A 24,552-nucleotide genomic window follows, 5' to 3' on the forward strand; every position below is an offset into this window, starting at 1 on the left:
CTAGCTCGCGAGCGCCAGAGCCGCGTCTACGGCGAAGCCGCCGCCGTCGACGACGCTCGCTTCGAGCCCCGCAGCCCCGACGGCGATGTTCTCCGCGAAGAACCGGCAGAGCGCGATCCGCGCCGCCCCCGCCTCGTCCGCGCCCGCCGCGAGCGCGATCTCGGCGAGGAGCGTCCCGCCGGAGGCGAGGCCGAACAGGCGCAGATACGGCGTCGCGCCGGCAAGCGCCGCGGTCGGATCGTTCCCCGCGAGGGCGCGCTGCAGGAACGAGGTCGCCCGGTCCAGGCTCTCGACAGCGTCGCGCAGGCGCGCGGCGGTCATGCCGAAGACCTCGCCCTTGTTCATCAGCGCCCGCACGGTGGCCCGCATCGAGGCGATCTCGGCGCGCACGGCCTCGCCGCCGGCGAGGGGGAGCTTGCGGGTGACGAGGTCGATCGCCTGGATGCCGTTCGTGCCCTCGTAGATCGGTGCGATGCGGGAATCGCGCAGATGCTGGGCCGCGCCGGTCTCCTCGATGAAGCCCATGCCGCCATGGACCTGGATGCCGAGCGAGGCGACCTCGACCCCGATATCGGTCGAATAGGCCTTCGCGACGGGGGTCAGGAGGGCACCCTGGGCCGCGGCCCGCTCGCGCTCGGCGGGATCGCCGGCGAGGCGCGCCCGGTCGAGCGCGGCCGCCGTGCGGTAGCAGATCGCGCGCGAGGCCGCCGTCTGCGCCTTCATCGTGAGGAGCATGCGCCGGATGTCGGGATGCTCGATGATCGGGCTCATGCCCGGCCCCGAGGCGCCCGGCGCGCGGCCCTGCCGGCGCTCCTTCGCATAGGCGAGTGCGCCCTGATACGCGCGCTCGGCGATGGCGACGCCCTGGATGCCGACATTGAGCCGGGCGTTGTTCATCATCGTGAACATGCAGGCGAGGCCGCGATTCTCCTCGCCGATCAGCCAGCCGGTGGCCCCGCCGTCGTCGCCGTAGGACATGGTGCAGGTGGGCGAGCCGTGGATGCCGAGCTTATGCTCGATCCCCGAGCAGCGCAGGTCGTTGCGGCTGCCGTCGGGCAGGATCTTCGGCACGAGGAAGAGCGAGATGCCGCGCGTCCCGGCCGGCGCATCCGGCAGGCGCGCGAGGACGAGATGGACGATGTTGTCCGTCAGATCGTGCTCGCCATAGGTGATGAAGATCTTCGTGCCCGTGATCAGATAGGTGCCGTCGCCGGCCCGTTCCGCCTTCGCGCGCAGGGCCGCGAGGTCGGAGCCCGCCTGAGGCTCGGTGAGGTTCATCGTCCCCATCCACTCGCCGGAGACGAGCTTGGCGAGATAGCGCTCCTTGAGCTCGTCCGAGCCGTGCTTCTCCAGCGCCTCGACGGCGCCGATCGTCAGCAGCGGGCCGAGGGAGAAGGCCATCGAGGCCGCGTTCCACATCTCGGTGCAGGCCACGGACACGACGAGCGGCAGGCCCTGGCCGCCGAATTCCTCAGGTCCCGGAAGAGCGTTCCAGCCGGCCTCAGCCCAGGCCTTGTAGGCCTCGCGATGTGCGGCAGGCAGCGTCACGACGCCGTTTTCGAGGGGCGTGCCGGCCGCATCCCCGGGACGATTCAGCGGTGCGATGACGTCGCCGGCGAAGCGCGCGGCCTCCTCGAGCACGGCCGTCACATCCTCGACGGTCAGATCGCCATAGAGGCCGTCCGCGACGGCGCGCTCGAGCCCGGCGGCGGCCTTGAGGGTCGCGGCCATTTCCTCCACGGGAGCGGCATAGGTCATGAGCGTCTCCGACGATTGACGGGGCGGCCCCCCTCCCCTAGCCGCCCGGAGGAGGCATGGCGAGGGCCGTGCGCGGCCGGATCAATGTGCCTTGAACATGACGCCGTCAACGCAGGCTGACACGGGGCGTCTCGCGCCGGACGAGGCGGGGATCGCGCAGGCCGCTTCGCGCCTCGCGGCGGGCGGGCTCGTCGCCTTCCCGACCGAGACGGTCTACGGCCTCGGCGCGGACGGCCGCGACGGGCGGGCCGTCGCCGCGCTCTACGCCGCGAAGGGCCGACCCTCCTTCAACCCGCTCATCGCCCATGTCGCCGGGATGGATGCGGCGCGCGCCGAAGGGGTCTTCGCGCCCGTGGCCATGCGCCTCGCCGAGGCCTTCTGGCCGGGGCCCCTCACCCTCGTCGTTCCGCGCCAGGCGGACGGGACGGTCTGCGACCTCGCCCGTGCCGGCCTCGACAGCGTCGGCTTGCGGATGCCGTCCCATCCCGTGGCCCGCGACCTTCTCCGGCGCGCCGGCTTCCCCGTCGTCGCTCCCTCCGCCAACCTCTCGGGCCGGATCAGCCCGACCTCGCCCGAGGACGTGCTCGCCGATCTCGACGGCATCATCGATGCGGTGGTGATGGGCGGGCGGACGGAGGTCGGCGTCGAATCGACCATCGTCGCCATCCTCGACGGCGAGCCGTCCCTGCTCCGGCCGGGCGGCGTGCCGCGCGAGGCGATCGAGGCGTTGCTCGGCCGCCCCCTCGCCTCGGGCCGGGACGCAGGCGAGACGCCGATCGCGCCCGGCGCGCTCCTGTCCCATTACGCGCCCCGCGCGACGGTGCGGCTCGAAGCGAAGGTCATCCGGCCGGGCGAAGCGGCGCTTCTGTTCGGATCCGTCCCCCCTGCCGGCCTCGAGGTCGCCGCAGCGTCGCGCGATCTCAGCCCGGGCGGCGACCTCGCGGAAGCCGCCGCCAACCTCTTCGGCCATCTGCGCGCCCTCGACGCCTCCGGCGCCACGTCGATCGCCGTGGTGCCGATCCCCGACCACGGCCTCGGCGAAGCGATCAACGATCGCCTCAGGCGGGCGGCGGCCGAGCGATGACGGCGTCGCGACCGCATCCACGCCGCAGCGACGGCGCGGCGAGCGTCTCCCTCTTGGGCGCGGGCGTGACAGATCGCGGTCGCCGCCTGGCCCAACCCTCCCCCCGCGCAGCGGCGGGGAGGGCGGACCCGCGCGGAGCGCGAGCCGGGTTGGGGGCGGCTCAACCTGCCGAGAGGTCCGAGCATTCACGTCGAGATCCCCCCGCCCCGGTCCTCCGCTTCGCTCCGGCTCGGCCCCCCCCGCCGCTTCGCGGGGGGAGGGTTGGCGCGGCGGCACCGGCGGGGAGCCACCCGGCCCGCGCGCTCGCCTCACCGCATCCGCAGCGCTGACCGCCGGGCATGGACGCCGTCGTTCTCTCGCTGGTCGCGGGGTTCCTCATCGCGCTCGGCCATGTGCTGGCCCGCTTCGGCCTCGGCACCCTGACGCCTCTGCGCGGCGCCGGGATCAGCGTGCCGAGCGCGGCGCTGTGCTTTCTCCTGCTCTCGCCTGTCTTCATGGATGTCGGCCTGTGGAACTGGCGCGTCCTGCCGATCTTCGTCGCGGTGGGCTGCGTCTTCCCGGCCGTGGTGACGCTGCTCAACTTCGAATCGAACCGCCGGGTCGGGCCGTCCCTGACCGCTGCCCTCACCAATTTCACGCCGGTCTTCGCCGTGCTCGGCGCGGTCGTCGTCCTCGGCGAGGTTCCGCGCGCCCATCAGGTGCTGGCCCTCGCCGTCATCCTCGCCGGCATGGCGCTCCTGCTCTGGAAGCCGGAACGGCTCCTCGGCACCCTCCCCCTCCTCGCCATCGCCGTCCCGATCGGAGCCGGCGCCCTGCGGGGCGCGACGCAGGCGGCGGTGAAATACGGCCAGCTCTCCTGGCCCGACCCCTATGCCTCGACCATGATCGGCTACGTCGCCTCGGCCGTGGTCATCCTCGCCGTGAAGGCGGCCCTGGAGAAGGGGTTCCGGCCGCCGCCGCGCGAGCGGGGCACGCTGTGGTTCATGGCTGCCGGCCTCGTCAACGGCAATCTCCGTCCTCGCGATCTACGCCGCCCTCGCCCGCGGCCCGATGGCGCTCGTGGCGCCTCTCGTCGCCAGCTATCCGCTCTTCGCGGTGATCCTCAGCCGGATCGTCATCGGCACGACCGTCGATCTGCGCGGCTGCATCGGCATCGCGATCACGATCGCCGGTATCGGCCTGCTGCTGGCGTTCTGAGGGGGCCGGCCAGGCCCCGAACCCCCACCCTCCCCTGGAGGGGGAGGGTCGCCGGCGAAGCCGGCGGGGTGGGGTGAAACCCACCTCTCCCCTGGAGGGGGAGGGTCGCCGGCGAAGCCGGCGGGGTGGGGTGAAACCCACCTCTCCCCATCGTCGGCGTCTCCGGAGCGGGACCCGGGCATCACCCCCACCCCGGACCTCCGGTCCGACCCTCCCCCTCCAGGGGAGGGTGAAGGCCCCCTACGGGGTGAACCAGTACCGCGTCAGGTGGAAGAAGACCGGCGCGGCGAAGCACACCGAATCCAGCCGGTCGAGCACGCCGCCATGGCCCTCGATGGCCGTGCCCCAGTCCTTGACACCCATCGAGCGCTTGGCGGCCGAGAGGACGAGGCCGCCGAAGAAGCCCATGATCGCGATCACGGCCGAGAGCCCCATCGCCTGGAGCGGCGTGAAGGGCGTCAGCCCATAGAGCGCGGTGCCGATGGCGACCGCGGCCGCGACGCCGCCCGCGAGCCCCTCGACGGTCTTGGACGGGCTCACCCGGGGCGCGACCTTCGTGCGGCCGAACAGCTTGCCGAACACGTATTGCATCACGTCCGAGAGCTGCACCACGACGATCAGGTACACGAGGAGCAGCGGCGTGCGGCCCTCGTAGCCCGGGATCGGCAGGAGGAGCAGGGCCGGCGCGTGGCTGATGCAATAGACGGCCAGCATCACGCCCCATTGGATCCGCGCCATCCGCAGCACGTAATCCTCCGTGTCGCCGCGGACGACGCCGAGGATCGGCAGCAGGAGATAGGCGTAGACCGGGATCAGGACCGAGAAGAGCCCGTACCAGTCCCACCCGATCAGCACATATTGCGCCGGCAGGAACACGTAGAAGGCGGCGAGGAGCGGCCAGTGGTCGGCCGGCTTCGTCGGCGTCAGCGAGAGGAACTCGCGCAGCGCGAAAAAGGACAGGAGGCCGAACAGGAGGATCGTCGCCGTCCAGCCGAGCGCGAGCGCGCCCGCCAGCACCGCCACCATCACCCACCAGGCGCGGATGCGGGCGTTCAGGTTCTCGACCGTCGCGCGGCTCGCCGCATCGGCCGCCCGGCGCGCGAGGACCCAGCCGATGAGCGAGGCGACGGCCAGGAAGGCGAGGATGCCGCCGACGAGCAGCAGAAACGAGCGGTCGTGGATCACGCGGCGAGATCCACGACGGCCTGCCGGGCCCGCTCGAGGAAAGCCGATCTGTCCTCGTCCGGGCGCAGGCCGATCGGCGAGCCGAACCGGGCCGTGCAGGCGATGGGAGCGGGGATCAGCGCGCCCTTGGGGAAGGCGCGGGAGAGGTTCTCGAGATAGACGGGGATCAATTCGACGTCCCGATGCGCGGCGGCGAGGTTGTAGAGCCCGGCCTTGAAGGGGCCGGGCAGGCGCTCGGTCCGCCGCGTGCCCTCCGGGAAGATGATCAGCGAGCGGCCGAGATCCAGCGCGTCGTGGAGGGGGCGGAGCACGTCCTCCTTCGGGCCCTGGCCGCTGCGGTCGATCAGGATCGAGTTCAGGACGTCGACGCCGATATGCCGGCGCAGCCGACCCGTTCCCCAATAGTCGCGCGCCGCGACCGGATGCGTCGTCGCCCGCAGCGCGTCCGGCAGGGCGAACCAGAGCACGATCGTGTCGAGATGGCTGCCGTGATTGGCGAAATAGATGCGCTGCCGCATCGTCGGGCGCGATCCGATCCAGCGTGGATGACCGCCGACCAGAAACCGCGTCAGCCCCAGCAGGACGGGTCCGATCAAGGCCTGTCCTCGAGCAGCGCCGCGATGGCGAGGGCGCGGATGATGCAGGTCAGGACCGATCCGACGAGGATGATCCACAGGGCGGCTTCGAGGGCATAGTCGGCCCGCCACCACGCCTCGACCGGCGCGAGCAGGCAGGCGAGCGTCATCACGGCCATCCGGTGCTGCTTGGCCATCGGGCCGCGGAAATCGTGGCCGAGGCCCAGAGCGGCGCCGGAGACGCGGATATAGGCCGTCAACGCCGCCGCCAAAGCGCCCGCCCAGCCGAGCCAGGCCTCACCCGCCGCATATCCGAGCGCCACGATGAGGAGGCTGTCGGCGATCCGGTCCGGAAACTCGTTGAACAGCGGCCCGACCTTCGACGCCCGTCCGCCCTCCACGGCGACGAGGCCGTCCATCAGGTTGCAGACGAGCCGGAGCTGGACGAGGATCGCCGCCGCGAGGAAGAGCCAGGGCCGCGTGGGGGCCTCGATCAGCGCCCAGGCCCCGAGGCCGGCGAAGACGACCGACAGCACCGAGATCTGGTTCGGCGTCACGCGCGTCGCGAGAAGCCACCGAAGCAGCCCCTTCGTCCATCGCGCCCGCCGGGCGGCGATGGGGCGACGATCAGTATCAACCATGGTCCCTCGCATCGAGGAACGTTGCTAGGGCCGATACGTTTCGCGCCAATGTCGCGTCCGTTTCGCCCCGTACTCGGCGGCCGCCGCGACGGCACGGAGAGCGAGAGGCGCTTTGGGCGCGACGTGCATGCGGCGAGGATGCCGGCAGCAAGCCGGCGTTTCAGGATGTATTCCTGCCAATTGAGCCAACGCCCCTTCTCCCCTTGCGGGAGAAGGTGGCAGCGTGGAGCGCTGACGGATGAGGGGTGCGCGCGCCGAGAAAGCAGCATCCCGTGATCCGTGCCCGCGCTCCAATCAGGTTGGCGAAGCCGAGACGGCGCAACCCCTCATCCGACCCGGCTCCGCCGGGCCACCTTCTCCCGCAAGGGGAGAAGGATTCAGCGTCGGCGAAAGCTGCCTTGATCCCTGACCCAGAACGTCGACGCTACGCCCCTTCTCCCCTTGCGGGAGAAGGTGGCCTTCGCGTCAGCAAAGGTCGGATGAGGGGTGCGCCGCGAGAGTTTTCAGGATCGCCGCCAAGACGAGGTCGGCTCCCCCGCCCAGCAAAAGGTCGTTCGAAAACCGGAGCACCCGAAAACCCTCGTCCCGAAACCAGCGGTCACGCGCTTCATCATGCGCCCGCTGCTCCGGTTGGTCATGCGGCGCACCATCGAGCTCGACGATGAGCCGCGCCTCGAAGCAGACGAAATCCGCGACGTATCGGCCGATCGGGCATTGCCGTCGGAACTTGAGCGCCGAGAAGCGTCGGTCACGAAGCGCGCGCCAGAGCATCTCCTCGGCGCGGGTCGGAATGCCCCGCCCGCTTCGGGCGAGGCGGCGCGTGCTCAGACGGATGGGCCGATGCGACATGACCCCTCATCCGACCCGGCTTCGCCGGGCCACCTTCTCCCGCAAGGGGAGAAGGGATCCAACGTCGAGCATCCGGCAAGGAAATCAAGGCCGCCTTTCGCAGGCCCTTCCTTCTCCTCTTGCGGGAGAAGGTGGCAGCGCGGAGCGCTGACGGATGAGGGGTGCGCAGCAATGTGGTCTGCATCCGCTCCACAATGCATTCGACGTCGTGCTCTCGTCTGTCCACAATCACCTCGGCCCCTTTGAAGAGCCTGCACGAAGCCTGCACGCCGTCTGACGGTTGAGCGATTAGGGAAAGGGACCTCAACAGGCGTCCGAGACGAAAATGTTCAGGAAGATTGCAATCGCGACAGCGGCCTATCTCGTCTGCTCGCTCGCACTCTATGGCTGCAATTCCCCGGTCAGTTTCGTTGTTTTCAGCAAATCCACCCGGATCGGATTGCCCTACTGGAAGGAAATTTCGGTCTTCATCGTCGTGCTCGTCGGGTTGGCAGTGCTCATTCCACCGAGGCAGAACTTCATACCCTTCAGCGTGCGGCTTCCCGTGTTCGCCGTCCTCGCACTCCTGCTCCCGACCGTGATCATTGGAGCCTATGCCGACTGGACCCGCACCGAATTGATCCGACAGTTCGAGGCGGATCACCTCATCGAGCACTCGTTTTTTCGTTCGATCCGCGAGGCGCCGGCCGACATCGTTCAGTTCTACCTGCACGCCGCGGCATTGAAGAACTGCGTTCCCTACGCCTGGAGCTACCGCGAGATGGCCTTCTACGAGTTGCGCCCGGGCGTGGCGATCAACGTCCTGCCGCAGGGGTGGCTCAAAATGTGCGGCATCGGCGCCCGCCCCTGATGCGGCATGACCCCTCATCCGACCCGGCTCCGCCGGGCCACCTTCTCCCGCAAGGGGAGAAGAGATCCAGCGTCGGCGAAAGCTGCCTTGATCCCTGACCCAGAACGTCGACGCTACGCCCCTTCTCCCCTTGCGGGAGAAGGTGGCCTTCGCGTCAGCGAAGGTCGGATGAGGGGTGCGCCGTGACGCCCCTCACAACGGAATGTTGTCGTGCTTCTTCAGCGGGGTCTCGACCTGCTTCTCGCGCAGCATCGAGAGCGCCCGCGCGATGCGGCGGCGGGTCGAATGGGGCATGATGACCTCGTCGATATAGCCGCGCTCGGCCGCGACGAAGGGAGAGAGGAAGCGGTCCTCGTATTCCTTCGTCTTGGCCGCGATGCCCTCGGCATCCGAGCCGCGGAAGATGATCTCCACCGCGCCCTTCGCGCCCATCACGGCGATCTGCGCCGTCGGCCAGGCGTAATTGACGTCGCCGCCGATGTGCTTGGAGGCCATGACGTCGTAGGCGCCCCCGAAGGCCTTGCGCGTGATCACCGTCACGAGCGGCACGGTGGCTTCCGAATAGGCGAAGAGCAGCTTCGCGCCGTGCTTGATGAGGCCGCCATATTCCTGCGACGTGCCCGGCAGGAAGCCCGGCACGTCCTCGAAGGTGACGATCGGGATCTCGAAGGCGTCGCAGAAGCGCACGAAGCGGGCGGCCTTGCGCGAGGCGTCGGAGTCGAGCACGCCCGCGAGCACCATCGGCTGGTTCGCGACGATGCCGACCGTGCGGCCCTCGATGCGGGCGAAGCCGGTGATGATGTTCTTGGCGAAGGCCTCCTGGATCTCGAAAAAGTCACCCTCGTCGGCGACCTTCAGGATCAGCTCCTTCATGTCGTAGGGCTTGTTCGGATTGTCCGGCACGAGCGTGTCGAGCGAGGCGTCGACGCGCTCCGGATCGTCGAACGAATCCCATTCCGGCGCGCCCGCGACGTTGTTCGCCGGCAGGAAGTCGATCAGCCGGCGCACCTGCAGCAGCGCCTCGACATCGTGGTCATAGGCGCCGTCGGCGATGGACGATTTCGAGGTGTGGACCTTGGCGCCGCCAAGCTCCTCGGCGGTCACGACCTCGTTCGTGACGGTCTTCACGACGTCCGGGCCGGTCACGAACATGTAGGAGGTGTCGCGGACCATGAAGATGAAGTCGGTCATGGCCGGCGAATAGACGTCGCCGCCGGCGCAGGGTCCCATGATCACGGAGATCTGCGGGATCACGCCCGAGGCGATGACGTTGCGCTTGAAGACCTCGCCATAGCCGCCGAGGGCCGCGACGCCCTCCTGGATGCGCGCGCCGCCGGCATCGAACAGGCCGATGATGGGCGCGCGCGCCTTGAGCGCCATGTCCTGGATCTTGGTGATCTTGCGGGCATGGGCTTCCGAGAGCGAGCCGCCGAAGACCGTGAAATCCTTCGAGAACACGAAGACGATGCGGCCGTTGATGGTGCCCCAGCCGGTGACGACGCCGTCGCCGGGGATCTTGGCCTTCTCCATGCCGAAATCCGCGCAGTTGTGCTGCACGAACATGTCGAATTCCTCGAACGAGCCGTGATCGAGGAGGAGGTCGATGCGCTCGCGGGCGGTGAGCTTGCCGCGCTTGTGCTGCGCCTCGATCCGCTTCTCGCCGCCCCCGAGGCGGGCATCGTCACGCCGCTTGGCGAGGAGCTCGAGCATGTCTTTCATGGCGGTTCCGTCAGTCCCTTTCCCGTCGCCTAGCACGACGGGGCGGCGGGGCAAACGACCTGGACGCGCCGTCATGGCCGGGCTTGGCCCAGCCACACCCAACCCTCGTCATGGCCGGGCCGAGCCCGGCCATGACGACGAAGGATTCCGAAACGTTGCTCCCGAAGCCCTCATCCCCTGACACGTCATGGCCGGGCTCGGCCCGGCCATCCACGAAAGACGCCGCCACGAGCACGCCGTCGACGCAGAGGGGATGGAGAGACGTTGATGGCCGGGACAAGCCCGGCCATGACGATGGAGGGTTCAGCCCAACCGTAGCACCGTCGACGCCGCCGTGAACTCCGCCTCGCGCAGCGCCCGGCGCTCGGCGGCTTCGGAATCGAGGCCCCAGCGGCTCTCCTGGAAGAGCTCGTCGACGTGGGCGGCGCGCCAGGCCTCCTCGCGGCCGAGCCGCCCCGCCCCGTGCATCAGGGCGATGAGGACCGAGCCCGTCAGCGTCGTCATCACGTGGAGCGCGGCGACGGCGAAGGGCGAATCGTGCCGCTCCAGCGCCTCGCGGATGCGCGCGAGCGAGAGTTCCGGCTGGTCGACGTAGGTCACGCCCTGGCTCAGCACGAAACGCGCGCCGAGATCGGTGCGCGCCCATTCTAGCACCGGGTCCCAGGCCGCCGATTGTGCCGCGACAAGGGGCTCGGGATCGGCCGCACGATAGGCGACGAGATCGGAGCCGGCATAGCGGGCGAGATCGGCGCGGACGGCCGCCAGCTCGCGCGCAACGCCGTCGATGGCGGTGTTGGCGAGCCGGGTCAGGGGCATGGTGGCCGGCAGGATGCGCTCTCCCTGGGCCGCCCATTCGGCGGCGACCGCCTCGCCGAGCGCCCGGGTCGGCAGGGCAAGCGGCACCCGTCCCGGGGTGCGGGCGGGGCGGCCATCAAGCGTCAGGACGAACCCGTCCGGCCCGGCTGCGATCTCCGCCGCCGTGTAGAAGCGCTTCGGCGCGGCCTGCGTCTCAACCATGGCTGGGAGCGCGCTCGTCGAGCCCGATCAGCGGCGCGAGGTCCTCGATCCGCGAGATCAGGATCTCCGCGCCGGCTTCCTCGAGCGCCGCGAGGGGGTGGTAGCCCCAGGTGACGCCGATCGCGCGAACCCCGGCCGCGCGGGCCATCGCCATGTCGAAGGTCGTGTCGCCGACCATCACCGCATCCTCGGCCGCGACGCCCGCCTCGGCCAGGGCCTGGCGCAGCATGGCCGGGTGCGGCTTCGAGGGTGCGTCGTCCGCCGTCTGGATGGTCGAAAACAGGCCGTCCCAGCCGTGGCGGCGGACGAGATAATCGACGCCGCGCCGCGACTTGCCGGTCGCGATGCCGAGGAGGAAGCGGTCGCTCCGCGCGAGCCGCGCGACCATGGCCTCGATGCCGGGGAAGAGCGGCTCGTGCCAGGCGGGATCGGTCCGCAGGGCCTGGAAGGCGAGCTTGTACTCCTCGCCGAGCCGCTCGTAGGGGCCAGACGGGCCGACGAGGACGAGGAAGGCCTCGCGCAGAGACAGCCCCACGATCGAGAGCGAGCGCTCCCGCGTCGGCGGCTCGAGGCCGCAGGCGGAGAAGGCACGGCGCTGGGCCTCGACGATCAGGGCCTGGCTGTCGACGAGGGTGCCGTCGACGTCGAGAACGACGAGTTGCAAATCGGGCCTCAGTGGGGCGCGGCGCGGCCGCGGCGGAAGAGCCGGTGCCCGTAGCCGAGCCGGCAGCGTTTCACGAAATGGCGGCGGTCGGCCCCGCGCAGCTTGCGGGCCATCGCCTCCCGGTTGCAGCGCTTGAAGGTCCGCTGCCCCTTCGGCACCGCCATGGAGGCCGGCGGCAACGGCTGGCGGCCCGTCACCGAGCCCGATTGGGGGAGCGCGAGCGATCCGCCCGGCCGGGGGCTAGGGGCCGCCGAAGCGAGACCGAGCCCCACCGCCAGACCGGCGGCGACCACCGACAAGCGGACGATGTCTTTCACCATCTCGGACCGTCCCTCCAGCCGGGAGCTTCACGCCTCGGGTGATTCCTCGATCGGATCATAGCGCGAGACGTCGAGGCCCAGCAGATTGAAAGTCTGCTGCATATGGGGCGGAAGCGGGGCGGTCACATCGACCGGCCGACCCGTGCGCGGATGCGGCACGACGATGCGGCGCGCCAGGAGATGGAGCCGGTTCTGGATCCCGCCGGGAAGCTCCCAGTTCTCGACGTCGAAATATTTGGGATCGCCGACGATCGGATGGCCGATATGCGCCGCATGCGCGCGAAGCTGATGGGTCCGGCCCGTCACCGGCTTCAGGGACAGCCAGGCCAGCTTCTGCGCCGCCTGGTCGATGACGGCGTAGTAGGTCAAGGCGTGGCTCGCGCCGTCGTCGCCGTGGCGCGCCACCTCCATCCGGGTCTCGTTCTCCCCCGATTCGCCGCGGGCGAGATAGGTCGACACGCGGCCCTGCCGCACCCGCGGGACCCCGGCGACGATCGCCCAGTAGATCTTCCGCGTCGTCCGCGACCGGAACGATTTCGCCAGGGCGGCGGCCGCAAAGCGGGTCTTCGCGATGACGAGGCAGCCTGCGGTGTCCTTGTCCAGGCGGTGGACGAGGCGCGGCTTCTGGCCGTCGCGCGAGCGCATCGATTCGAGCAGCCCGTCCACATGCCGCGTCATGCCCGAGCCGCCCTGGACGGCGAGGCCGAACGGCTTGTTGATGACGAGCATGTCGTCGTCCTCGAACAGGGCGAGGGAGCGCAGGAAAGCCTCGTCAGCCTCGCTTTCGCTCTGCGGGCGCTCGGGCTTCTGGTCGAGCTTGAGCGGCGGGACGCGGATGCCCCAGCCGGCTTCGAGCCGGTCGCTCGGCTTGGCGCGGTGGCCGCTGACGCGGACCTCGCCCTTGCGCACGATGCGCTGGATATGGGTCTGCGCGAGGCCCGGGAAGCGCCCGAGCAGGAACCGATCGAGCCGCATCCCGGCCTCGTCCGGCTCGACCGAGAGGATCTGGACGCCGGTCGGCAGAGGCACCGCCGAAGGCGCGGCCTCTCGGGCCTCCGCCGGTTTCGCGGCGGCTTGCGCCGGGCGCAGTGATGTCTCGGTCGTCTTCGCCGGGCCCTCGCCTCGCGCCGAGCCGCGGCCCGAGGAGATACGGGGACGGCTTCCGCTGCCTGCTTTGGCGCGAGGCGGCTTGAATTCTCCGCCCCGCTTCGGCTCGCCATCGGTCGCTGAGCCGTCGCCCGATCCCGCGCGGACGCGCGGCGTGGTCGCCCGCGCCTTCGTGTGGGGTCGCAGCGGCCCGGCCGGACGTGCCGGCCTGCCCTTGTCCGGCTGCCTGCCGCCTCCGTTACCGCGCCTCATCCAGAAAATCCCTTCGCTGATCCCTCCCTCTAGAGGAGGTCGACGAGCGACGAAAGTCGGCTATCCTTGCGAGCGGAGAACCGATCATGGCCGAAGCGACATTGGAAGAGGAGCGCCCGCGCGCCCACCACGATCTGGGCGGCGTGCCGCGCTTTCTGTGCGAAGAGATCGATATCGAACCCCATGAGCTGACGGATTTCGACCGTCAGGTCGACGCCTTGCGCCAACTCCTGTCCGCCAAGGAGCTCATGACCGTCGACGAACTGCGCCGTGGCATCGAGGAAATCCCCGAGGAGGATTACCTGCGCCTCAGCTACTATCAGAAATGGATCCGCTCGATCACGGCGACGCTGATCCGTCGGGGTGTCCTGACGGCAGAAGACGTTGCGGCCCGAATCGACGGAGCCTCCCGATGACGCTCGCGGATGGGATCCCGGTCCGCGTGAAGGACGAGTGGCCCGAGGCCGTCGGGCCGGTCCATTGCCGCACGCCCCATTACATCCGCGGAAAGCACGGAATGGTCGTGCGCCATCTCGGCGATTTTCCCGATCCGGGCGACATCGCGTTCGAACGCGAGCCCGTGATGCGAAGCCTCTATCACGTCGCCTTTCCGTTCCGGGAATTGTGGCCGGAGGGAAGCGACGACGAACTCGTCGTGGAAGTCTACGATCACTGGCTCGAACCGGAGCACCGGGCATGACGCTGGCAAAAGTCCTCGAAGCCGACAGCGCGAAGCTCTTCGCAGCCGTGTCCGGGATCCTCGCGGAGCGCGGTCTCGTCTCCCCTCAGGAGATCGTCGAGCGGATGGCGTCCACCGATCGCGCGTCGCCTGCCCTGGGGGCGGCGATGGTCGCGCGGGCCTGGACGGATCCGGGCTACGCGGCGCGCCTCCTGAAGGACGGCACCGCAGCCGCCGAAGAGGCCGGGATCATGATGCTGGGGATGCCCCCGCTCGGTGTCCTGGAGAACACGCCGGACACCCACAACGTCGTCGTCTGCACGCTGTGCAGTTGCTATCCGCGCGCCGTGCTCGGCTATCCGCCCTTCTGGTTCAAATCGACCGCGTACCGGGCGCGCACGGCGCGTGACCCGCGCGGCGTGCTCGCGGATTGGGGCACCACGATCCCGGCGGATGTCCGGATCCGGGTGGTCGATTCCACCGCAGATTATCGGTGGATGGTTCTCCCCATGCGGCCGGCCGGAACCGAAGGCTGGTCCGCCGAACGCCTCGCCGGCATCGTCCGTGCGAGCGATATGATCGGCGTCACAGTCCCGCCGGCCCAGGACGCGTCCGCATCGCCGAGTTAGAGCCGGCCTCGATACCCCGACTCTGGCTGTCCTCCGGCGCGCCGTGCCGGAAGGCGCCGGGGCTTAATCAAATCTCAACTCACTGAGCGTGTTTTTAGCCTTCGTGTCGAGGAGGGCACAGCCGATCGGCCGTGACCTCCGCTCCCGTGTTGCGTATCTCGGAGTGACGCCTTGGCGAGCCCGATCAAGGCCGCGCCCTCAGCGGCGGCTACTGTCTTGGCCCTTTCAATGGGTGCCTGCAGCCACAATCCAACGACCACGGCCTCCTTGGGGAGCCGGCATTCCCTGAGCGATCGAGAGTGCATGGCGCGCGCCATGTATTTCGAGTCGAACCGCTCCAGCGAAACGGGGATGCTCGCGGTCGGGACGGTGGTGATGAACCGGCTGAATTCCGGCCGCTATCCGGGCAGCGTCTGCGCCGTCGTCGGCCAGCGCAACCAATTCGCCCCGGGTGTCCTGTCGAAACCCGTCTCCGGGCGGTCCTGGGCGCTCGCGCTCGAGACCGCCGACGCCGTGCTGTCGGGGCGGCGCCATGCCGGCGTCCAGCGCGCGAAGCACTTTCACACCGCAGGCTACACGTTCCCCTATCGGAACATGGCCTATGTCGTCGCAGCGGGCGGAAACGTCTTCTACGAGAAGCGCGCGCCCGGCACCTTCACGCCGATCCATCCGAACGTCCTCGTGGCGCGCGCGGCCGAACCGCGGACCCCGACGAGCGAGCGCGTTCTGATCGCCCGGGCGGAGGAGACAACCACACGCGCGGCGAGAGGCTCCGGTCTGATCCAGCTCGCTTCGGCCGACCGGCACGAGCGGACGCCCCTTTCTCGGACGGCGGCCCCGTCTCGCGAGCCGGCTCCGTCCCAGCGCGCGGAGGGAACGCTCATCAAGGCCGGAGGCGCCCGCCTCCCGAGCCTCGCCCGCGACCGTGGGCAGGACGAGAGGGCCGACCGGCGCACCGCCGAGCGCCCGCGCCAGGACCGCCTTCGCTTCGCGCAGCTCGAAGACAAGGCTTTGCCCGATCACGGGAGGACGCGCTCCGACGCGTCGAGCGAACGATCGTCGGGATTCGATCTTCCGAAGCGTCCCTCCCAGCTTCGGGCCGAGCCGTCGAAGCCGTCCCTCGCATCGACGCCGAACAAGAGCGCGCGGTCTCATCCGTCGACGCGGGACGAGGGTATCCCGCTCGCCTACAAGAACGCCGCGAAGCCGAAGGTCATCGCCCCGTCGCTGCCTCCGGCGAAGCCGAATGCGGCGGAACGGACGGCCAAGCACACGGCGAAGAAGGGGTGAAGGCGCGGCGCGGTGGCCCGGACGTCACCCGCCGCGCGCCGATCAGCTGGCGGGACCGGTGTGCCGGAGCTTGGCCCGCGAGCGCCGAAGCAAAGCGACCATCGCCATCGCCTGCGGGTTAGTCTTGATCCGGCGCTTGGCCGCGAGAAGGTGCGATTCCACGAACCTCACGGCGCGGCCCGCTCGCGTGATCGGCAGCATGACGTCCACCAGCGCCTCGACCTCGTCGCAGATGCTGCGCTTGTAGCGCGCATCGCCGACGCCGAGGTCGAAGACGACGCGACCCTGCTCACATTGCAGGCCGATCACTCGGGTGACGAGTTGCTCTCCAGGGCTGAACCGGGCGAGCGGTCCCGACTGGAAGGATAGGAACATTCCGCTGAGGCGCCGCCCGTCACCCGCCGCGCCGAGCACCGCCGCGACCTCCTCACCCACGGTCAGGGCATGCAGCTCGATCGCGGGGCGTCCTTCCGCGAGCCCTGCCAGCGCACCCGTCCGGAGGAATGTGCGGATATGCGGAGCGGCGAATGGATCGGCGATCCCGAGCTCGGCAAATCGATCCTCCTTCTGGCGATAGAAAGCGTCCAGGAGGCGGTCGACCTCATCCGCGGTCCGTGCGCGCAGCACGCGGACCGGGCCGAAGGCGTCCATCGCGCGGCTCTTGCTCCGCAGCTTCTTGCGGGCATCGCCCTTCATGCTGCGGCCGAGCGTCTTCTCGCCGGTATCCATCAGCCGGACCGACCAGACCGGGTCCGCCGCGGGCTCGCCGGCCGCGGCAAAGGGGTTCGGCCGCCCCCGCCAGATCGCCGGCACGCTCGGCAGGTCGATCATGTCAGCCTGCATCGCGCGTCCGGCCGCCGTCAGGAAGGACGTCGCAGCCGCGGCGTCGAGCGTCGCGAAGACGTCCGGCCGCGAAACAGGGAGGTTGAGGTTGGCGTGCTTGCCACCGATAGCCGCCGCGATGACAAGGCCGAATCGTCGCTCGATTCGGAACGGCATCAGCAGGGCGGGTCCGGCATCGTCGGTCATGACAGCGATGCGGATGTCGCGCTCCGCATCGGGCAGGCTCGCGGCGAAAGAGGCGACCCAGTCGAATCGACCGTAAGGCGACATGACGGCGTCGCGTTCCAGCCGTCGCCATATCGGCTCCGCTGTCCGGCAGCAGCTCAGGATCTCGATCGAGCCCGCTCCCGATCCGGCCCCGACGCGTGTGATGGCTTGTCCGAGCGGCTGTCCGGCCGCCGACGCGGTCGACATGGAAGCCTCCCCTGGTTGCCCGACGAGGCAGCGGTAACGGAACTTTGTTAAACCTGCGCTAAGCTTATGCGATGGCCATAAGCCTGAGACATCGGATCATCGGCGCTGGCCTGACGGCCGTCGCTGCCAGCCGGGCCGACCTGTGGCTTGCGCCTCTCGCGCGGGGACTGGGCGCGATCCTCACCTTCCATCATGTGCGACCGCAGCGAGCGGACGGATTTCGCCCGAACGCTCTTCTGGAGATCACGCCCGAGCATCTCGACGGGACGCTCGAACTCGTGCGGCGCCTCGGACTCGAGATCGTGCCGCTCGATGCGGTTCCGGATCGGCTCACCCGCGGTGAGGGCGGCTTCGTCGCACTCACCTTCGACGACGGCTACCGCGACAACCGCGACCATGCCCTGCCCGTTCTGCGCCGCCATGGCGCGCCCTGGACGATGTTCGTCACCACCGATTTCGCATCGGGCCGGGGGAGCTTGTGGTGGGTGGAGCTCGAAGAGGCGATCCGGGCGTCGGATCGGATCGTCTTCGACGGCCGGGTTCTGCCATGCGGCACGTCGCAAGAGAAGGATGCGGCATTCGCCGCCCTTTATGCCGATCTGCGGGCCGGGCCGGAGCCGCGGCTGCGCGAGGCGACGGCCCGGCTTTGCGAAGAGGCCGGGATCGATCGCGCGCGCCTCGTGCCGGACCTCTGCCTCTCCTGGAGCGAGCTCGACGCGCTCGCCGCGAGCGAGAACGCGCCGGCGATCGGCGCGCATACGCTGACCCATCCGATGCTCGCGCGATGGGACGAGGCCACCGCTCGGCGCGAGATCACGGAGCCGAAGGCCGCGATCGAGGAGAAGCTCGGCTCACCGGTTCGGCATCTCGCCTACCCCGTCGGCGATCCGGGCTCCGCCGGCTTCCGCGAATTCGCCATCGCCCGCGAGGCCGGCTACGCGACGGCCGTGACGACGCGGCCCGGCCATCTCTTTGCCGGGCATGCGGCCCATCTCACCGCCCTGCCCCGCGTCTCGATCAACGGCCTCTATCAGACCGAAGCCGCGACGCGGGCGCTTCTTTCGGGCGTCCCCTTCCTGGCCTGGAACCGAGGACGCCGGCTGAATGTCGGCTAGCGCCGCGCGTGGGGGCTACTTGGTCTCGCTGGCCTTCACGCCGGAGCTTTCGACGAGCTTGGCGATCCGGGGCATGTCATCGGCGAACAGCTTGGCGTGAGCTTCGGGCGTCTGCTGATCCTCGGGAAACGTCACGGTCCCCATCTGCAGCAGTTTCTGACGGACGCCGGGATCCGCGAGCGCCTCGCGCAAGGCGGCGTTCAGCGCCGCGACCGTCTCCTTCGGCGTGCCCTTCGAGACGTACATGCCGTGCCACATCGTGTACGTGACCTGCGGCATGCCGATCTCCGCCGTCGTCGGAACATCGGGCGCCTGGTCCAGGCGCTTCGTCGAGGTCATCGCGATCCCGTGGAGCGAGCCTGCCTGGACCTGGGAGAGCGCATTCGTCGCCTGATCGCAGAGGAGATCGATCTGCCCGGCGAGAAGGTCGGTGATGGCGGGGCCCGAGCCGCGATAGGCGACCACGGTCGGCCTGAAGCCGAGCACATTGCCGATCATCACCGCGCAGAGATGGCTGTTCGTCCCGACACCGCCATGGGCGAAGTTCGCCTTCTCGCCCTGAGCCTTGATCCAGGCGACGATCTCCTTCTGATCCTTGCCGGGGATGGTTTTGCGGCCGACGAGCAGCATCGGCGCATTGTTCACGAGCCCGATCGGCTCGAACGCCGTCTTGGTGTCGTAGCGGAGATTGGTGAACAGGCTCGGGGCGGAGAGCAGCGCCGAGTGATTGATCAGGATCGAGCTGCCGTCCGGCGCCGAGCGTGCGACCCGTTCGTTGGCGATGGTCCCGCCACCGCCCACGACATTCTCGATGATGACGCTCCGTCCGAGGGCGCGGGACATTCTCTCACCCACGAGCCGCGCGACCGCATCCGTGCCGCCGCCCGCCGAATAGGGCACGACGATGGTGACGACGCCGGATGGCGACTGTGCCTGGACGGAGAATGGAAGCAGGATGGCGAGCGCTGCCGCGGCCAAGCCCTTGAAGACGTGCCGATCGATCATCTTTGACGTTCCTCCGATGTGTTTTGGTTTTGCTTGATCGTATACAGGTTCGTCGGCGCACGCGATTCCGCGCTGCAACACCGAAGCGGAGCGAAGAGCGCCCGCATTGAAAATGCCGCGCGGTTCTGTGACAGAGGCGCGACAGCTTAGAACCAATTGAAGCCGGAAGCCTCATGCCCGCCTATCGCTCGCGCACCTCCACTCATGGCCGCAACATGGCCGGTGCTCGCGGGCTTTGGCGCGCGACCGGCATGAAGGACGGCGATTTCGGCAAGCCGATCATCGCAGTCGTGAACTCCTTCACCCAGTTCGTGCCGGGGCACGTGCACCTGAAGGATCTCGGCCAGCTCGTGGCGCGCGAGATCGAGCAGGCGGGGGGCGTCGCCAAGGAGTTCAACACGATCGCCGTGGATGACGGCATCGCGATGGGCCATGATGGGATGCTGTATTCGCTGCCCTCGCGGGAGCTGATCGCCGACAGCGTCGAGTACATGGTCAACGCCCATTGCGCCGACGCGATGGTCTGCATCTCGAATTGCGACAAGATCACCCCCGGCATGCTGATGGCGTCGCTCCGCCTCAACATCCCGACCGTCTTCGTCTCCGGCGGCCCGATGGAGGCCGGGAAGGTGGTGCTCGGCGGCATCACGAAGAAGTACGACCTCGTCGACGCCATGATCGCGGCCGCCGACGACCGCGTCTCCGACGAGGACGTGAAGATCATCGAACGCTCGGCCTGCCCGACCTGCGGCTCCTGCTCGGGCATGTTCACCGCCAATTCGATGAACTGCCTGACCGAGGCGCTGGGCCTCGCCCTCCCCGGCAACGGCTCGGTCCTCGCGACCCATGCCGATCGCCGACGTCTCTTCGTCGAGGCGGGGCACCTCGTGGTCGACCTGGCACAGCGCTATTACGAGCAGGACGATGCGAGCGTCCTGCCGCGCAATATCGCGACCGTCGCCGCCTTCGAAAACGCGATGACGCTCGACATCGCCATGGGCGGCTCGACCAATACCGTGCTGCACCTCCTGGCCGCCGCATACGAGGGCGAGGTGCCCTTCACGATGGCCGATATCGACCGCCTGTCGCGGCGCGTGCCGGTGCTCTGCAAGGTCGCTCCCGCCGTCGCCAACATCCATATGGAGGACGTGCACCGCGCCGGCGGCATCATGGCGATCCTCGGAGAACTCGACCGGGCCGGCCTGATCGACAAGAGCACCGGCAACATCGCCGCCGGGACCCTCGGCGAGGCGCTGGCGCGCTGGGACATCCGCGCGACCCAGAGCACCACCGTGCACGAGTTCTACCGCGCAGCGCCGGGCGGCGTGCCGACGCAAGTCGCCTTCAGCCAATCCTCGCGCTTCGACGACCTCGATCTCGATCGCGCGGGCGGCGTCATCCGGGACTTGGAACACGCCTATTCGACGGACGGCGGGCTCGCCGTTCTTTACGGCAACCTCGCGCTCGACGGCTGCATCGTGAAGACGGCCGGGGTCGACGCCTCGATCCTGACCTTCGCCGGCCCCGCGCATGTCTTCGAGAGCCAGGACGCGGCGGTGGAAGGCATCCTCCAGAACAAGGTGAAGGCGGGCGAGGTGGTCCTGATCCGCTACGAGGGTCCGCGCGGCGGCCCCGGCATGCAGGAGATGCTCTATCCGACGAGCTACCTGAAATCGAAGCAGCTCGGGAAGGCCTGCGCGCTCGTCACGGACGGGCGCTTCTCGGGCGGCTCCTCCGGCCTCTCCATCGGCCACGTCTCCCCGGAAGCGGCGGAGGGCGGCCTCATCGGCCTCGTCCGGCAGGGCGACCTGATCGAGATCGATATTCCCAATCGCCGGATCCATCTCGCCGTCGACGACGCGGAACTCGCCCGCCGCCAGACCGAGCAGGAGAAGGCAGGCTGGCAGCCGGCGGCACCGCGCAAGCGGAAGGTCACGACGGCACTGAAGGCCTATGCGAAGCTGGCGACCAGTGCTGCCAAGGGAGCGGTGCGCGTGGTGGACTGATCCGCGCCGCGGCCCGTCTGGCAAACCGGCATCGCTCGCTCAACTGAGACCCAGGATGACGCAGAGCCTGCCACCCCTGTTCGATCCCGGCGATTTCGCCATTTCGCCCGGGATCGTTCACGTCTGCGCGGGTGGCGAGAGCGCTCCGCTCCGTTCTCATGGTCCCGCCGTCGAGGCCTATCTGCGGGATAAGGCCGAGGGCATGGTCGGGCGGGACGCCCAGGAAGACGTGATCGGACGCGTCCGTGCGCGAGCCGGGGCTGTGTGGTCCGTCCCGGACGGCGATATCGGCTTCGTCGCCAACGTCGCCGAGGGGATGTCGATGCTGGTGGAGAGCATCGACTGGCGGGACGGCGACACGGTCTGCGTCGAGGGCAGCGAATATCCCTCCGTCGTGGCGCCGTTCCTGGCAGCCGCCCGCCGCGCGCCACAGGTCCGGTTCGCCCGCGGCACTGGGCCCGATCGGATCGTCGCGGCGATCGACAGCACGACGCGGCTCGTCGCCGTCAGCTACGTGTCCTATCTCAACGGCGAGCGCTTCGACCTTGCACGTCTGCGCGCCCGCGCGGACGAGGTCGGCGCCCTTCTCGTCGTGGACTACACCCAGGCCGCCGGCTATCTGCCGATCGATGCGTCCGTGGCTGATTTCGCCTTCAGCGCCTGCTACAAATGGCTCCTCGGGGTGACGGGCTGTGCCCTCGCGTTCTGGAACAGGGCCCGACAGCCGCACTGGAGGCCCCGCACCGCCGGCTGGTACTCGCTCGCGACAGGCGCTCGCCCGGATTATCGGGAAGGCCTCGCACTTCGGCCTGACGCGCTGCGTTTCACGCGCGGTAATCCCTCTCACGTGTCGCTCTACGTCCTCGACGGCGCCCTCGCCTATCTGGAGCGCTTTCGGCCCGAGAAGATCCAGGCCCACGTCCAGGCTCTCACCACGACCCTGCATGAGCGCCTTCGCGCGGCTGGCCTCGACCCGTCGACGCCAGCCGATCCGGCCCGTCACGGCGCCAGCATCTGCATCGACGGCGATTACGGACCGCACATTCCCGCCGAGCTACAGCGGCGAGGCATCCTGCTGTGGGGCAATCGCGGCCGCCTCCGCATCAGCTTCCATGGCTATAACGGCGAGACCGACATCGACCGGATCATGACCGAGCTGCCGGCCGTGCTTCGGGGCTGACGGCCCGCCGAGGCCCCGTCCCGTCACGGTTCAGCCGCGGAGAACCAGACCTCGTCCAGAATGGCCGTCGCGGTGGCGTCAGGCTCCCGCTCTCGCCGCAGATGCAGGGAGCGCGTCTCGCCCAAGGCCCTCGGCCCCGGCCTGGTCCCACTTTCGCGCGCGCCGTCGGCACCGACGCACGCGATGAAGGCGACGCCGAAGAGCATCGTCGCGCGAAACCCCGACGGCTCTCGCCTCACCAGCAGCGTCCGTCCCACGTCCCGGGAGGGCTGCCATGGAACGATCAGGCGGCCGCCCGGCTTCAACGCGTCGAGCCAAGCCATCGGTGGAGCCTCGACGGAAGCGGCGGCATAGATGACGTCGGCAGGGGGCAACGGCCCGAGCCCCGAGCGGGCGAGGAGGCGCACGCGGGCCAGGCTGGCGAGGTTCGTCCGCGCCGACCTCGCGAGGCGTCCGTCGATCTCGTAGGCCTCGACCCGGCCGGCCTCACCGACGAGCTCCGCCAGAATGGCTGTGTAGTAGCCCGTCCCCGCGCCGATCTGCACGATCGTCTCCCCAGGCTGCGGAGCGACCGCTGCCATCCAGGCGGCATGAAGCGACGGCTGGCCGTTATTGATGCCTCGCCGGGCGTCGAGCACGATCAGGACGTCGTCGTAAAGCTTTGCGGGGTCCGACGTCATCCCGTGCCCGCCGGCGCCTCCCGCGAAGATCTCCCAGGGTGCCGGGGTGAGGAACTCCTCCCGCCGCACCGCGGCGAAGGCGCGGGCGACCGCCTCCGTCTCGAAGCCCAGTCCGCCCGCAAGGCCGACGATCTTCGCGGCAAAGCGCGCCCGAATGTCGTGAAGGGATCTCGCATTCATCACGATCGTCAACGCCCAGCCGCGCGGCGGGCTCCACGACACCAGAGCGCCCAGGATCACATGACGCCAGGATCCCGGGACGCCAGGATACCGCGAGACCAGGATCCCCGGTTCCCGTGATCCTGGACGGCCCATGCGAGCCCCGCCCCTTCCGCCATGCGCCGAAGCCGGCCTATCCTTCCGCGGGACCTTCGATCCGGGACTGCGAGGAGCGGGCGTGAATCTTCTGATCGATATCGGCGGACTGACCGTCGGCCAGGCGCAGGACGAGCACCTGGCGAGCGGGGTGACGGTCGTCGTGTTCGACGAACCCGCGATCGCGGGCGTCGCCGTCCTCGGCGGGGCTCCGGCGGGACGCGATCAGGAATGCCTCCTGCCGGACAGGACCGTCGAGCGGGTCGATGCACTCGTCCTCTCTGGCGGCTCGAGCTTCGGCCTCGACGCGACGACCGGCGTCCAGGCCTGGCTGCGCGAACGGGGGCGCGGCATCGCCGTCGGCAATGTCCGAGTGCCGATCGTGCCGACCGCGATCCTCTTCGACCTCGTCAACGGCGGCGACAAGGACTGGGGCCAGTATCCGCCGTACCGGGAACTCGGCTACGCCGCCTGCCAGGCCGCCGGAACACGCTTCGACCTCGGCACGGCCGGGGCTGGCTACGGCGCGACTACGGTGGACCTGAAAGGCGGGCTCGGTTCGGCCAGCATCCGCACGACGGCCGGCCATACGGTGGCGGCGGTCGTCGCCGTCAATGCGATCGGTTCGGCGATGATTGGGAACGGCCCGCATTTCTGGGCGGCGCCCTACGAGATCGGCGGCGAGTTCGGCGGCCTCGGCTGGCCCGCTCAGCCGACCGATGTGTATCCTCTCGCTTGGAAAGGCCAGGGCGTGACCGCGACGACGATCGGGATCGTCGCCACCGATGCCGTGCTGACGAAGGCGCAGGCGACACGTCTCGCCGCCGTGGCGGGGACCGGCCTCGGCAAGGCGCTCCGTCTCTCCCACGCCTCGATGGACGGCGACACGATCTTCGCCGCCGCGACGGGCCAGAAGCCCCTCCGCCCCGGCCTCGACGACTTCATCGAACTGGCAGCCCGCGCCTCGGACTGCGTCGCGAGGGCTCTCGCCCGCGGCGTGTACGAAGCGACCGCCCTGCCCTTCCCGGGATCGCTACCGAGCTGGCGAGATCGTCACGACAAATGAATGGGTTGCCTCGACTCGCGGAAGTTACGGGCGAGCGCTGACGGGGCGAGGATTGAAGGCACGATCCGTCATGATTTTCAGAGAGTTACGCCAGGGGCCATCTGTGCCCCGA

General features: G+C 69.4%; 24 protein-coding genes. 11 read left to right on the forward strand and 13 right to left on the reverse strand.

Going from position 1 to position 24,552, the window contains the following annotated elements:
* On the reverse strand, positions 1-1,758 hold the full coding sequence (locus EV668_RS07940) for an acyl-CoA dehydrogenase family protein (protein WP_133769230.1): 1,758 nt from the start codon (positions 1,756-1,758) through the stop codon (positions 1-3).
* A gap of 91 nt (positions 1,759-1,849) precedes the next feature.
* Between EV668_RS07940 and EV668_RS07945 the strand changes: the two genes are divergently transcribed.
* The gene (locus EV668_RS07945; protein WP_133769231.1) at positions 1,850-2,842 is read left to right on the forward strand and encodes an L-threonylcarbamoyladenylate synthase; all 993 of its coding nucleotides are present in this window, start codon (positions 1,850-1,852) and stop codon (positions 2,840-2,842) included.
* 338 nt (positions 2,843-3,180) lie between these two features.
* On the forward strand, positions 3,181-4,116 hold the full coding sequence (locus tag EV668_RS07950; protein WP_133769232.1) for a DMT family transporter: 936 nt from the start codon (positions 3,181-3,183) through the stop codon (positions 4,114-4,116).
* 163 nt (positions 4,117-4,279) lie between these two features.
* Here the strand turns inward: EV668_RS07950 and EV668_RS07955 are convergent, their stop codons facing one another.
* From EV668_RS07955 to EV668_RS07970, 4 genes are all read right to left on the reverse strand, one after another.
* Entirely contained in the window at positions 4,280-5,224 is a 945-nt protein-coding gene (locus EV668_RS07955; RefSeq protein ID WP_133769233.1) for a phosphatidate cytidylyltransferase, read from the reverse strand.
* Complete coding sequence (locus EV668_RS07960) at positions 5,221-5,820, reverse strand: lysophospholipid acyltransferase family protein (RefSeq protein ID WP_133769234.1); 600 nt, start codon at positions 5,818-5,820, stop codon at positions 5,221-5,223. The genes EV668_RS07955 and EV668_RS07960 overlap by 4 nt, the downstream gene beginning before the upstream one ends.
* Positions 5,817-6,440 (reverse strand): CDP-alcohol phosphatidyltransferase family protein, encoded by a 624-nt coding sequence (locus tag EV668_RS07965; protein ID WP_245512924.1) that lies wholly within the window; start codon positions 6,438-6,440, stop codon positions 5,817-5,819. Before EV668_RS07965 ends, EV668_RS07960 begins: the two co-directional genes overlap by 4 nt.
* A 465-nt stretch (positions 6,441-6,905) precedes the next feature.
* Positions 6,906-7,211: an endonuclease domain-containing protein gene (locus EV668_RS07970; protein ID WP_245512926.1), complete on the reverse strand. Its 306-nt coding sequence runs from the start codon at positions 7,209-7,211 to the stop codon at positions 6,906-6,908.
* A 403-nt stretch (positions 7,212-7,614) separates the two neighbouring features.
* Between EV668_RS07970 and EV668_RS07975 the strand changes: the two genes are divergently transcribed.
* Positions 7,615-8,139 carry a hypothetical protein gene (locus tag EV668_RS07975; protein ID WP_133769237.1) on the forward strand — a complete coding sequence of 175 codons (525 nt, stop codon included), beginning with the start codon at positions 7,615-7,617 and terminating at the stop codon, positions 8,137-8,139.
* 192 nt (positions 8,140-8,331) lie between these two features.
* On the opposite strand, the gene EV668_RS07980 is transcribed toward EV668_RS07975, so the two are convergent.
* From EV668_RS07980 to EV668_RS08000, 5 genes are all read right to left on the reverse strand, one after another.
* The gene (locus EV668_RS07980) at positions 8,332-9,858 is read right to left on the reverse strand and encodes an acyl-CoA carboxylase subunit beta (RefSeq protein ID WP_133769238.1); all 1,527 of its coding nucleotides are present in this window, start codon (positions 9,856-9,858) and stop codon (positions 8,332-8,334) included.
* Positions 9,859-10,161: 303 nt separating this feature from the next.
* Positions 10,162-10,875 (reverse strand): ATP12 family chaperone protein, encoded by a 714-nt coding sequence (locus EV668_RS07985; protein WP_133769239.1) that lies wholly within the window; start codon positions 10,873-10,875, stop codon positions 10,162-10,164.
* The gene (locus EV668_RS07990; RefSeq protein ID WP_133769240.1) at positions 10,868-11,539 is read right to left on the reverse strand and encodes an HAD-IA family hydrolase; all 672 of its coding nucleotides are present in this window, start codon (positions 11,537-11,539) and stop codon (positions 10,868-10,870) included. The genes EV668_RS07985 and EV668_RS07990 overlap by 8 nt, the downstream gene beginning before the upstream one ends.
* An 8-nt stretch (positions 11,540-11,547) precedes the next feature.
* Positions 11,548-11,859 carry a PsiF family protein gene (locus EV668_RS07995; RefSeq protein WP_133769241.1) on the reverse strand — a complete coding sequence of 104 codons (312 nt, stop codon included), beginning with the start codon at positions 11,857-11,859 and terminating at the stop codon, positions 11,548-11,550.
* A 27-nt stretch (positions 11,860-11,886) separates the two neighbouring features.
* A complete protein-coding gene (locus EV668_RS08000; RefSeq protein ID WP_133769242.1) occupies positions 11,887-13,218 on the reverse strand; it encodes an RluA family pseudouridine synthase in 1,332 nt (443 codons plus the stop codon).
* Between the two features lie 86 nt (positions 13,219-13,304).
* On the opposite strand from EV668_RS08000, the gene EV668_RS25570 reads away from it, so the two are divergent.
* The 4 genes from EV668_RS25570 to EV668_RS25740 all read left to right on the forward strand — a co-directional run bounded on the left by EV668_RS25570 (position 13,305) and on the right by EV668_RS25740 (position 15,816).
* Positions 13,305-13,634: an SH3-like domain-containing protein gene (locus EV668_RS25570; RefSeq protein WP_133769243.1), complete on the forward strand. Its 330-nt coding sequence runs from the start codon at positions 13,305-13,307 to the stop codon at positions 13,632-13,634.
* Positions 13,631-13,918 carry an SH3-like domain-containing protein gene (locus EV668_RS25575; RefSeq protein ID WP_133769244.1) on the forward strand — a complete coding sequence of 96 codons (288 nt, stop codon included), beginning with the start codon at positions 13,631-13,633 and terminating at the stop codon, positions 13,916-13,918. Before EV668_RS25570 ends, EV668_RS25575 begins: the two co-directional genes overlap by 4 nt.
* The gene (locus tag EV668_RS08015; protein WP_133769245.1) at positions 13,915-14,526 is read left to right on the forward strand and encodes a nitrile hydratase subunit alpha; all 612 of its coding nucleotides are present in this window, start codon (positions 13,915-13,917) and stop codon (positions 14,524-14,526) included. The genes EV668_RS25575 and EV668_RS08015 overlap by 4 nt, the downstream gene beginning before the upstream one ends.
* 303 nt (positions 14,527-14,829) lie before the next feature.
* Positions 14,830-15,816, forward strand: coding sequence for a cell wall hydrolase (locus EV668_RS25740; protein WP_425359592.1), 987 nt, complete (start codon positions 14,830-14,832; stop codon positions 15,814-15,816).
* Between the two features lie 42 nt (positions 15,817-15,858).
* Here the strand turns inward: EV668_RS25740 and EV668_RS08025 are convergent, their stop codons facing one another.
* Complete coding sequence (locus EV668_RS08025) at positions 15,859-17,073, reverse strand: GNAT family N-acetyltransferase (RefSeq protein ID WP_133769247.1); 1,215 nt, start codon at positions 17,071-17,073, stop codon at positions 15,859-15,861.
* 71 nt (positions 17,074-17,144) lie between these two features.
* On the opposite strand from EV668_RS08025, the gene EV668_RS08030 reads away from it, so the two are divergent.
* Positions 17,145-18,188, forward strand: coding sequence for a polysaccharide deacetylase family protein (locus EV668_RS08030; protein WP_133769248.1), 1,044 nt, complete (start codon positions 17,145-17,147; stop codon positions 18,186-18,188).
* 15 nt (positions 18,189-18,203) lie between these two features.
* Here EV668_RS08030 and EV668_RS08035 read toward each other — a convergent pair whose 3' ends face one another.
* Positions 18,204-19,193 carry a tripartite tricarboxylate transporter substrate-binding protein gene (locus EV668_RS08035; RefSeq protein WP_133769249.1) on the reverse strand — a complete coding sequence of 330 codons (990 nt, stop codon included), beginning with the start codon at positions 19,191-19,193 and terminating at the stop codon, positions 18,204-18,206.
* A 173-nt stretch (positions 19,194-19,366) separates the two neighbouring features.
* On the opposite strand from EV668_RS08035, the gene ilvD reads away from it, so the two are divergent.
* Entirely contained in the window at positions 19,367-21,199 is a 1,833-nt protein-coding gene (ilvD, locus tag EV668_RS08040) for a dihydroxy-acid dehydratase (protein WP_133769250.1), read from the forward strand.
* 55 nt (positions 21,200-21,254) lie between these two features.
* Positions 21,255-22,379 (forward strand): aminotransferase class V-fold PLP-dependent enzyme, encoded by a 1,125-nt coding sequence (locus EV668_RS08045; RefSeq protein ID WP_166652382.1) that lies wholly within the window; start codon positions 21,255-21,257, stop codon positions 22,377-22,379.
* A gap of 23 nt (positions 22,380-22,402) precedes the next feature.
* On the opposite strand, the gene EV668_RS08050 is transcribed toward EV668_RS08045, so the two are convergent.
* Positions 22,403-23,239 carry a protein-L-isoaspartate O-methyltransferase family protein gene (locus EV668_RS08050; RefSeq protein WP_166652383.1) on the reverse strand — a complete coding sequence of 279 codons (837 nt, stop codon included), beginning with the start codon at positions 23,237-23,239 and terminating at the stop codon, positions 22,403-22,405.
* 217 nt (positions 23,240-23,456) lie between these two features.
* Between EV668_RS08050 and EV668_RS08055 the strand changes: the two genes are divergently transcribed.
* Complete coding sequence (locus tag EV668_RS08055) at positions 23,457-24,440, forward strand: P1 family peptidase (RefSeq protein ID WP_245512928.1); 984 nt, start codon at positions 23,457-23,459, stop codon at positions 24,438-24,440.
* The last annotated feature ends 112 nt before the right edge of the window (positions 24,441-24,552 follow it).

It is taken from the genome of Enterovirga rhinocerotis, assembly GCF_004363955.1.
Lineage (GTDB): Bacteria > Pseudomonadota > Alphaproteobacteria > Rhizobiales > Beijerinckiaceae > Enterovirga > Enterovirga rhinocerotis.

Coding starts and splice junctions, on each gene's coding strand:
- EV668_RS07975 (WP_133769237.1), top strand. CDS start 7,615: ATGTTCAGGAAGATTGCAATCGCGACAGCGGCCTATCTCGTCTGCTCG.
- EV668_RS08050 (WP_166652383.1), bottom strand. CDS start 23,239: ATGAATGCGAGATCCCTTCACGACATTCGGGCGCGCTTTGCCGCGAAG.
- EV668_RS07995 (WP_133769241.1), bottom strand. CDS start 11,859: ATGGTGAAAGACATCGTCCGCTTGTCGGTGGTCGCCGCCGGTCTGGCG.
- EV668_RS07940 (WP_133769230.1), bottom strand. CDS start 1,758: ATGACCTATGCCGCTCCCGTGGAGGAAATGGCCGCGACCCTCAAGGCC.
- EV668_RS25740 (WP_425359592.1), top strand. CDS start 14,830: ATGGCGCGCGCCATGTATTTCGAGTCGAACCGCTCCAGCGAAACGGGG.
- EV668_RS08025 (WP_133769247.1), bottom strand. CDS start 17,073: ATGTCGACCGCGTCGGCGGCCGGACAGCCGCTCGGACAAGCCATCACA.
- EV668_RS07970 (WP_245512926.1), bottom strand. CDS start 7,211: ATGCTCTGGCGCGCGCTTCGTGACCGACGCTTCTCGGCGCTCAAGTTC.
- EV668_RS07965 (WP_245512924.1), bottom strand. CDS start 6,440: ATGGTTGATACTGATCGTCGCCCCATCGCCGCCCGGCGGGCGCGATGG.
- EV668_RS08000 (WP_133769242.1), bottom strand. CDS start 13,218: ATGAGGCGCGGTAACGGAGGCGGCAGGCAGCCGGACAAGGGCAGGCCG.
- EV668_RS08015 (WP_133769245.1), top strand. CDS start 13,915: ATGACGCTGGCAAAAGTCCTCGAAGCCGACAGCGCGAAGCTCTTCGCA.
- EV668_RS08035 (WP_133769249.1), bottom strand. CDS start 19,193: ATGATCGATCGGCACGTCTTCAAGGGCTTGGCCGCGGCAGCGCTCGCC.
- EV668_RS08045 (WP_166652382.1), top strand. CDS start 21,255: ATGACGCAGAGCCTGCCACCCCTGTTCGATCCCGGCGATTTCGCCATT.
- EV668_RS08030 (WP_133769248.1), top strand. CDS start 17,145: ATGGCCATAAGCCTGAGACATCGGATCATCGGCGCTGGCCTGACGGCC.
- EV668_RS07980 (WP_133769238.1), bottom strand. CDS start 9,858: ATGAAAGACATGCTCGAGCTCCTCGCCAAGCGGCGTGACGATGCCCGC.
- EV668_RS07950 (WP_133769232.1), top strand. CDS start 3,181: ATGGACGCCGTCGTTCTCTCGCTGGTCGCGGGGTTCCTCATCGCGCTC.
- EV668_RS25575 (WP_133769244.1), top strand. CDS start 13,631: ATGACGCTCGCGGATGGGATCCCGGTCCGCGTGAAGGACGAGTGGCCC.
- EV668_RS25570 (WP_133769243.1), top strand. CDS start 13,305: ATGGCCGAAGCGACATTGGAAGAGGAGCGCCCGCGCGCCCACCACGAT.
- ilvD (WP_133769250.1), top strand. CDS start 19,367: ATGCCCGCCTATCGCTCGCGCACCTCCACTCATGGCCGCAACATGGCC.
- EV668_RS07985 (WP_133769239.1), bottom strand. CDS start 10,875: ATGGTTGAGACGCAGGCCGCGCCGAAGCGCTTCTACACGGCGGCGGAG.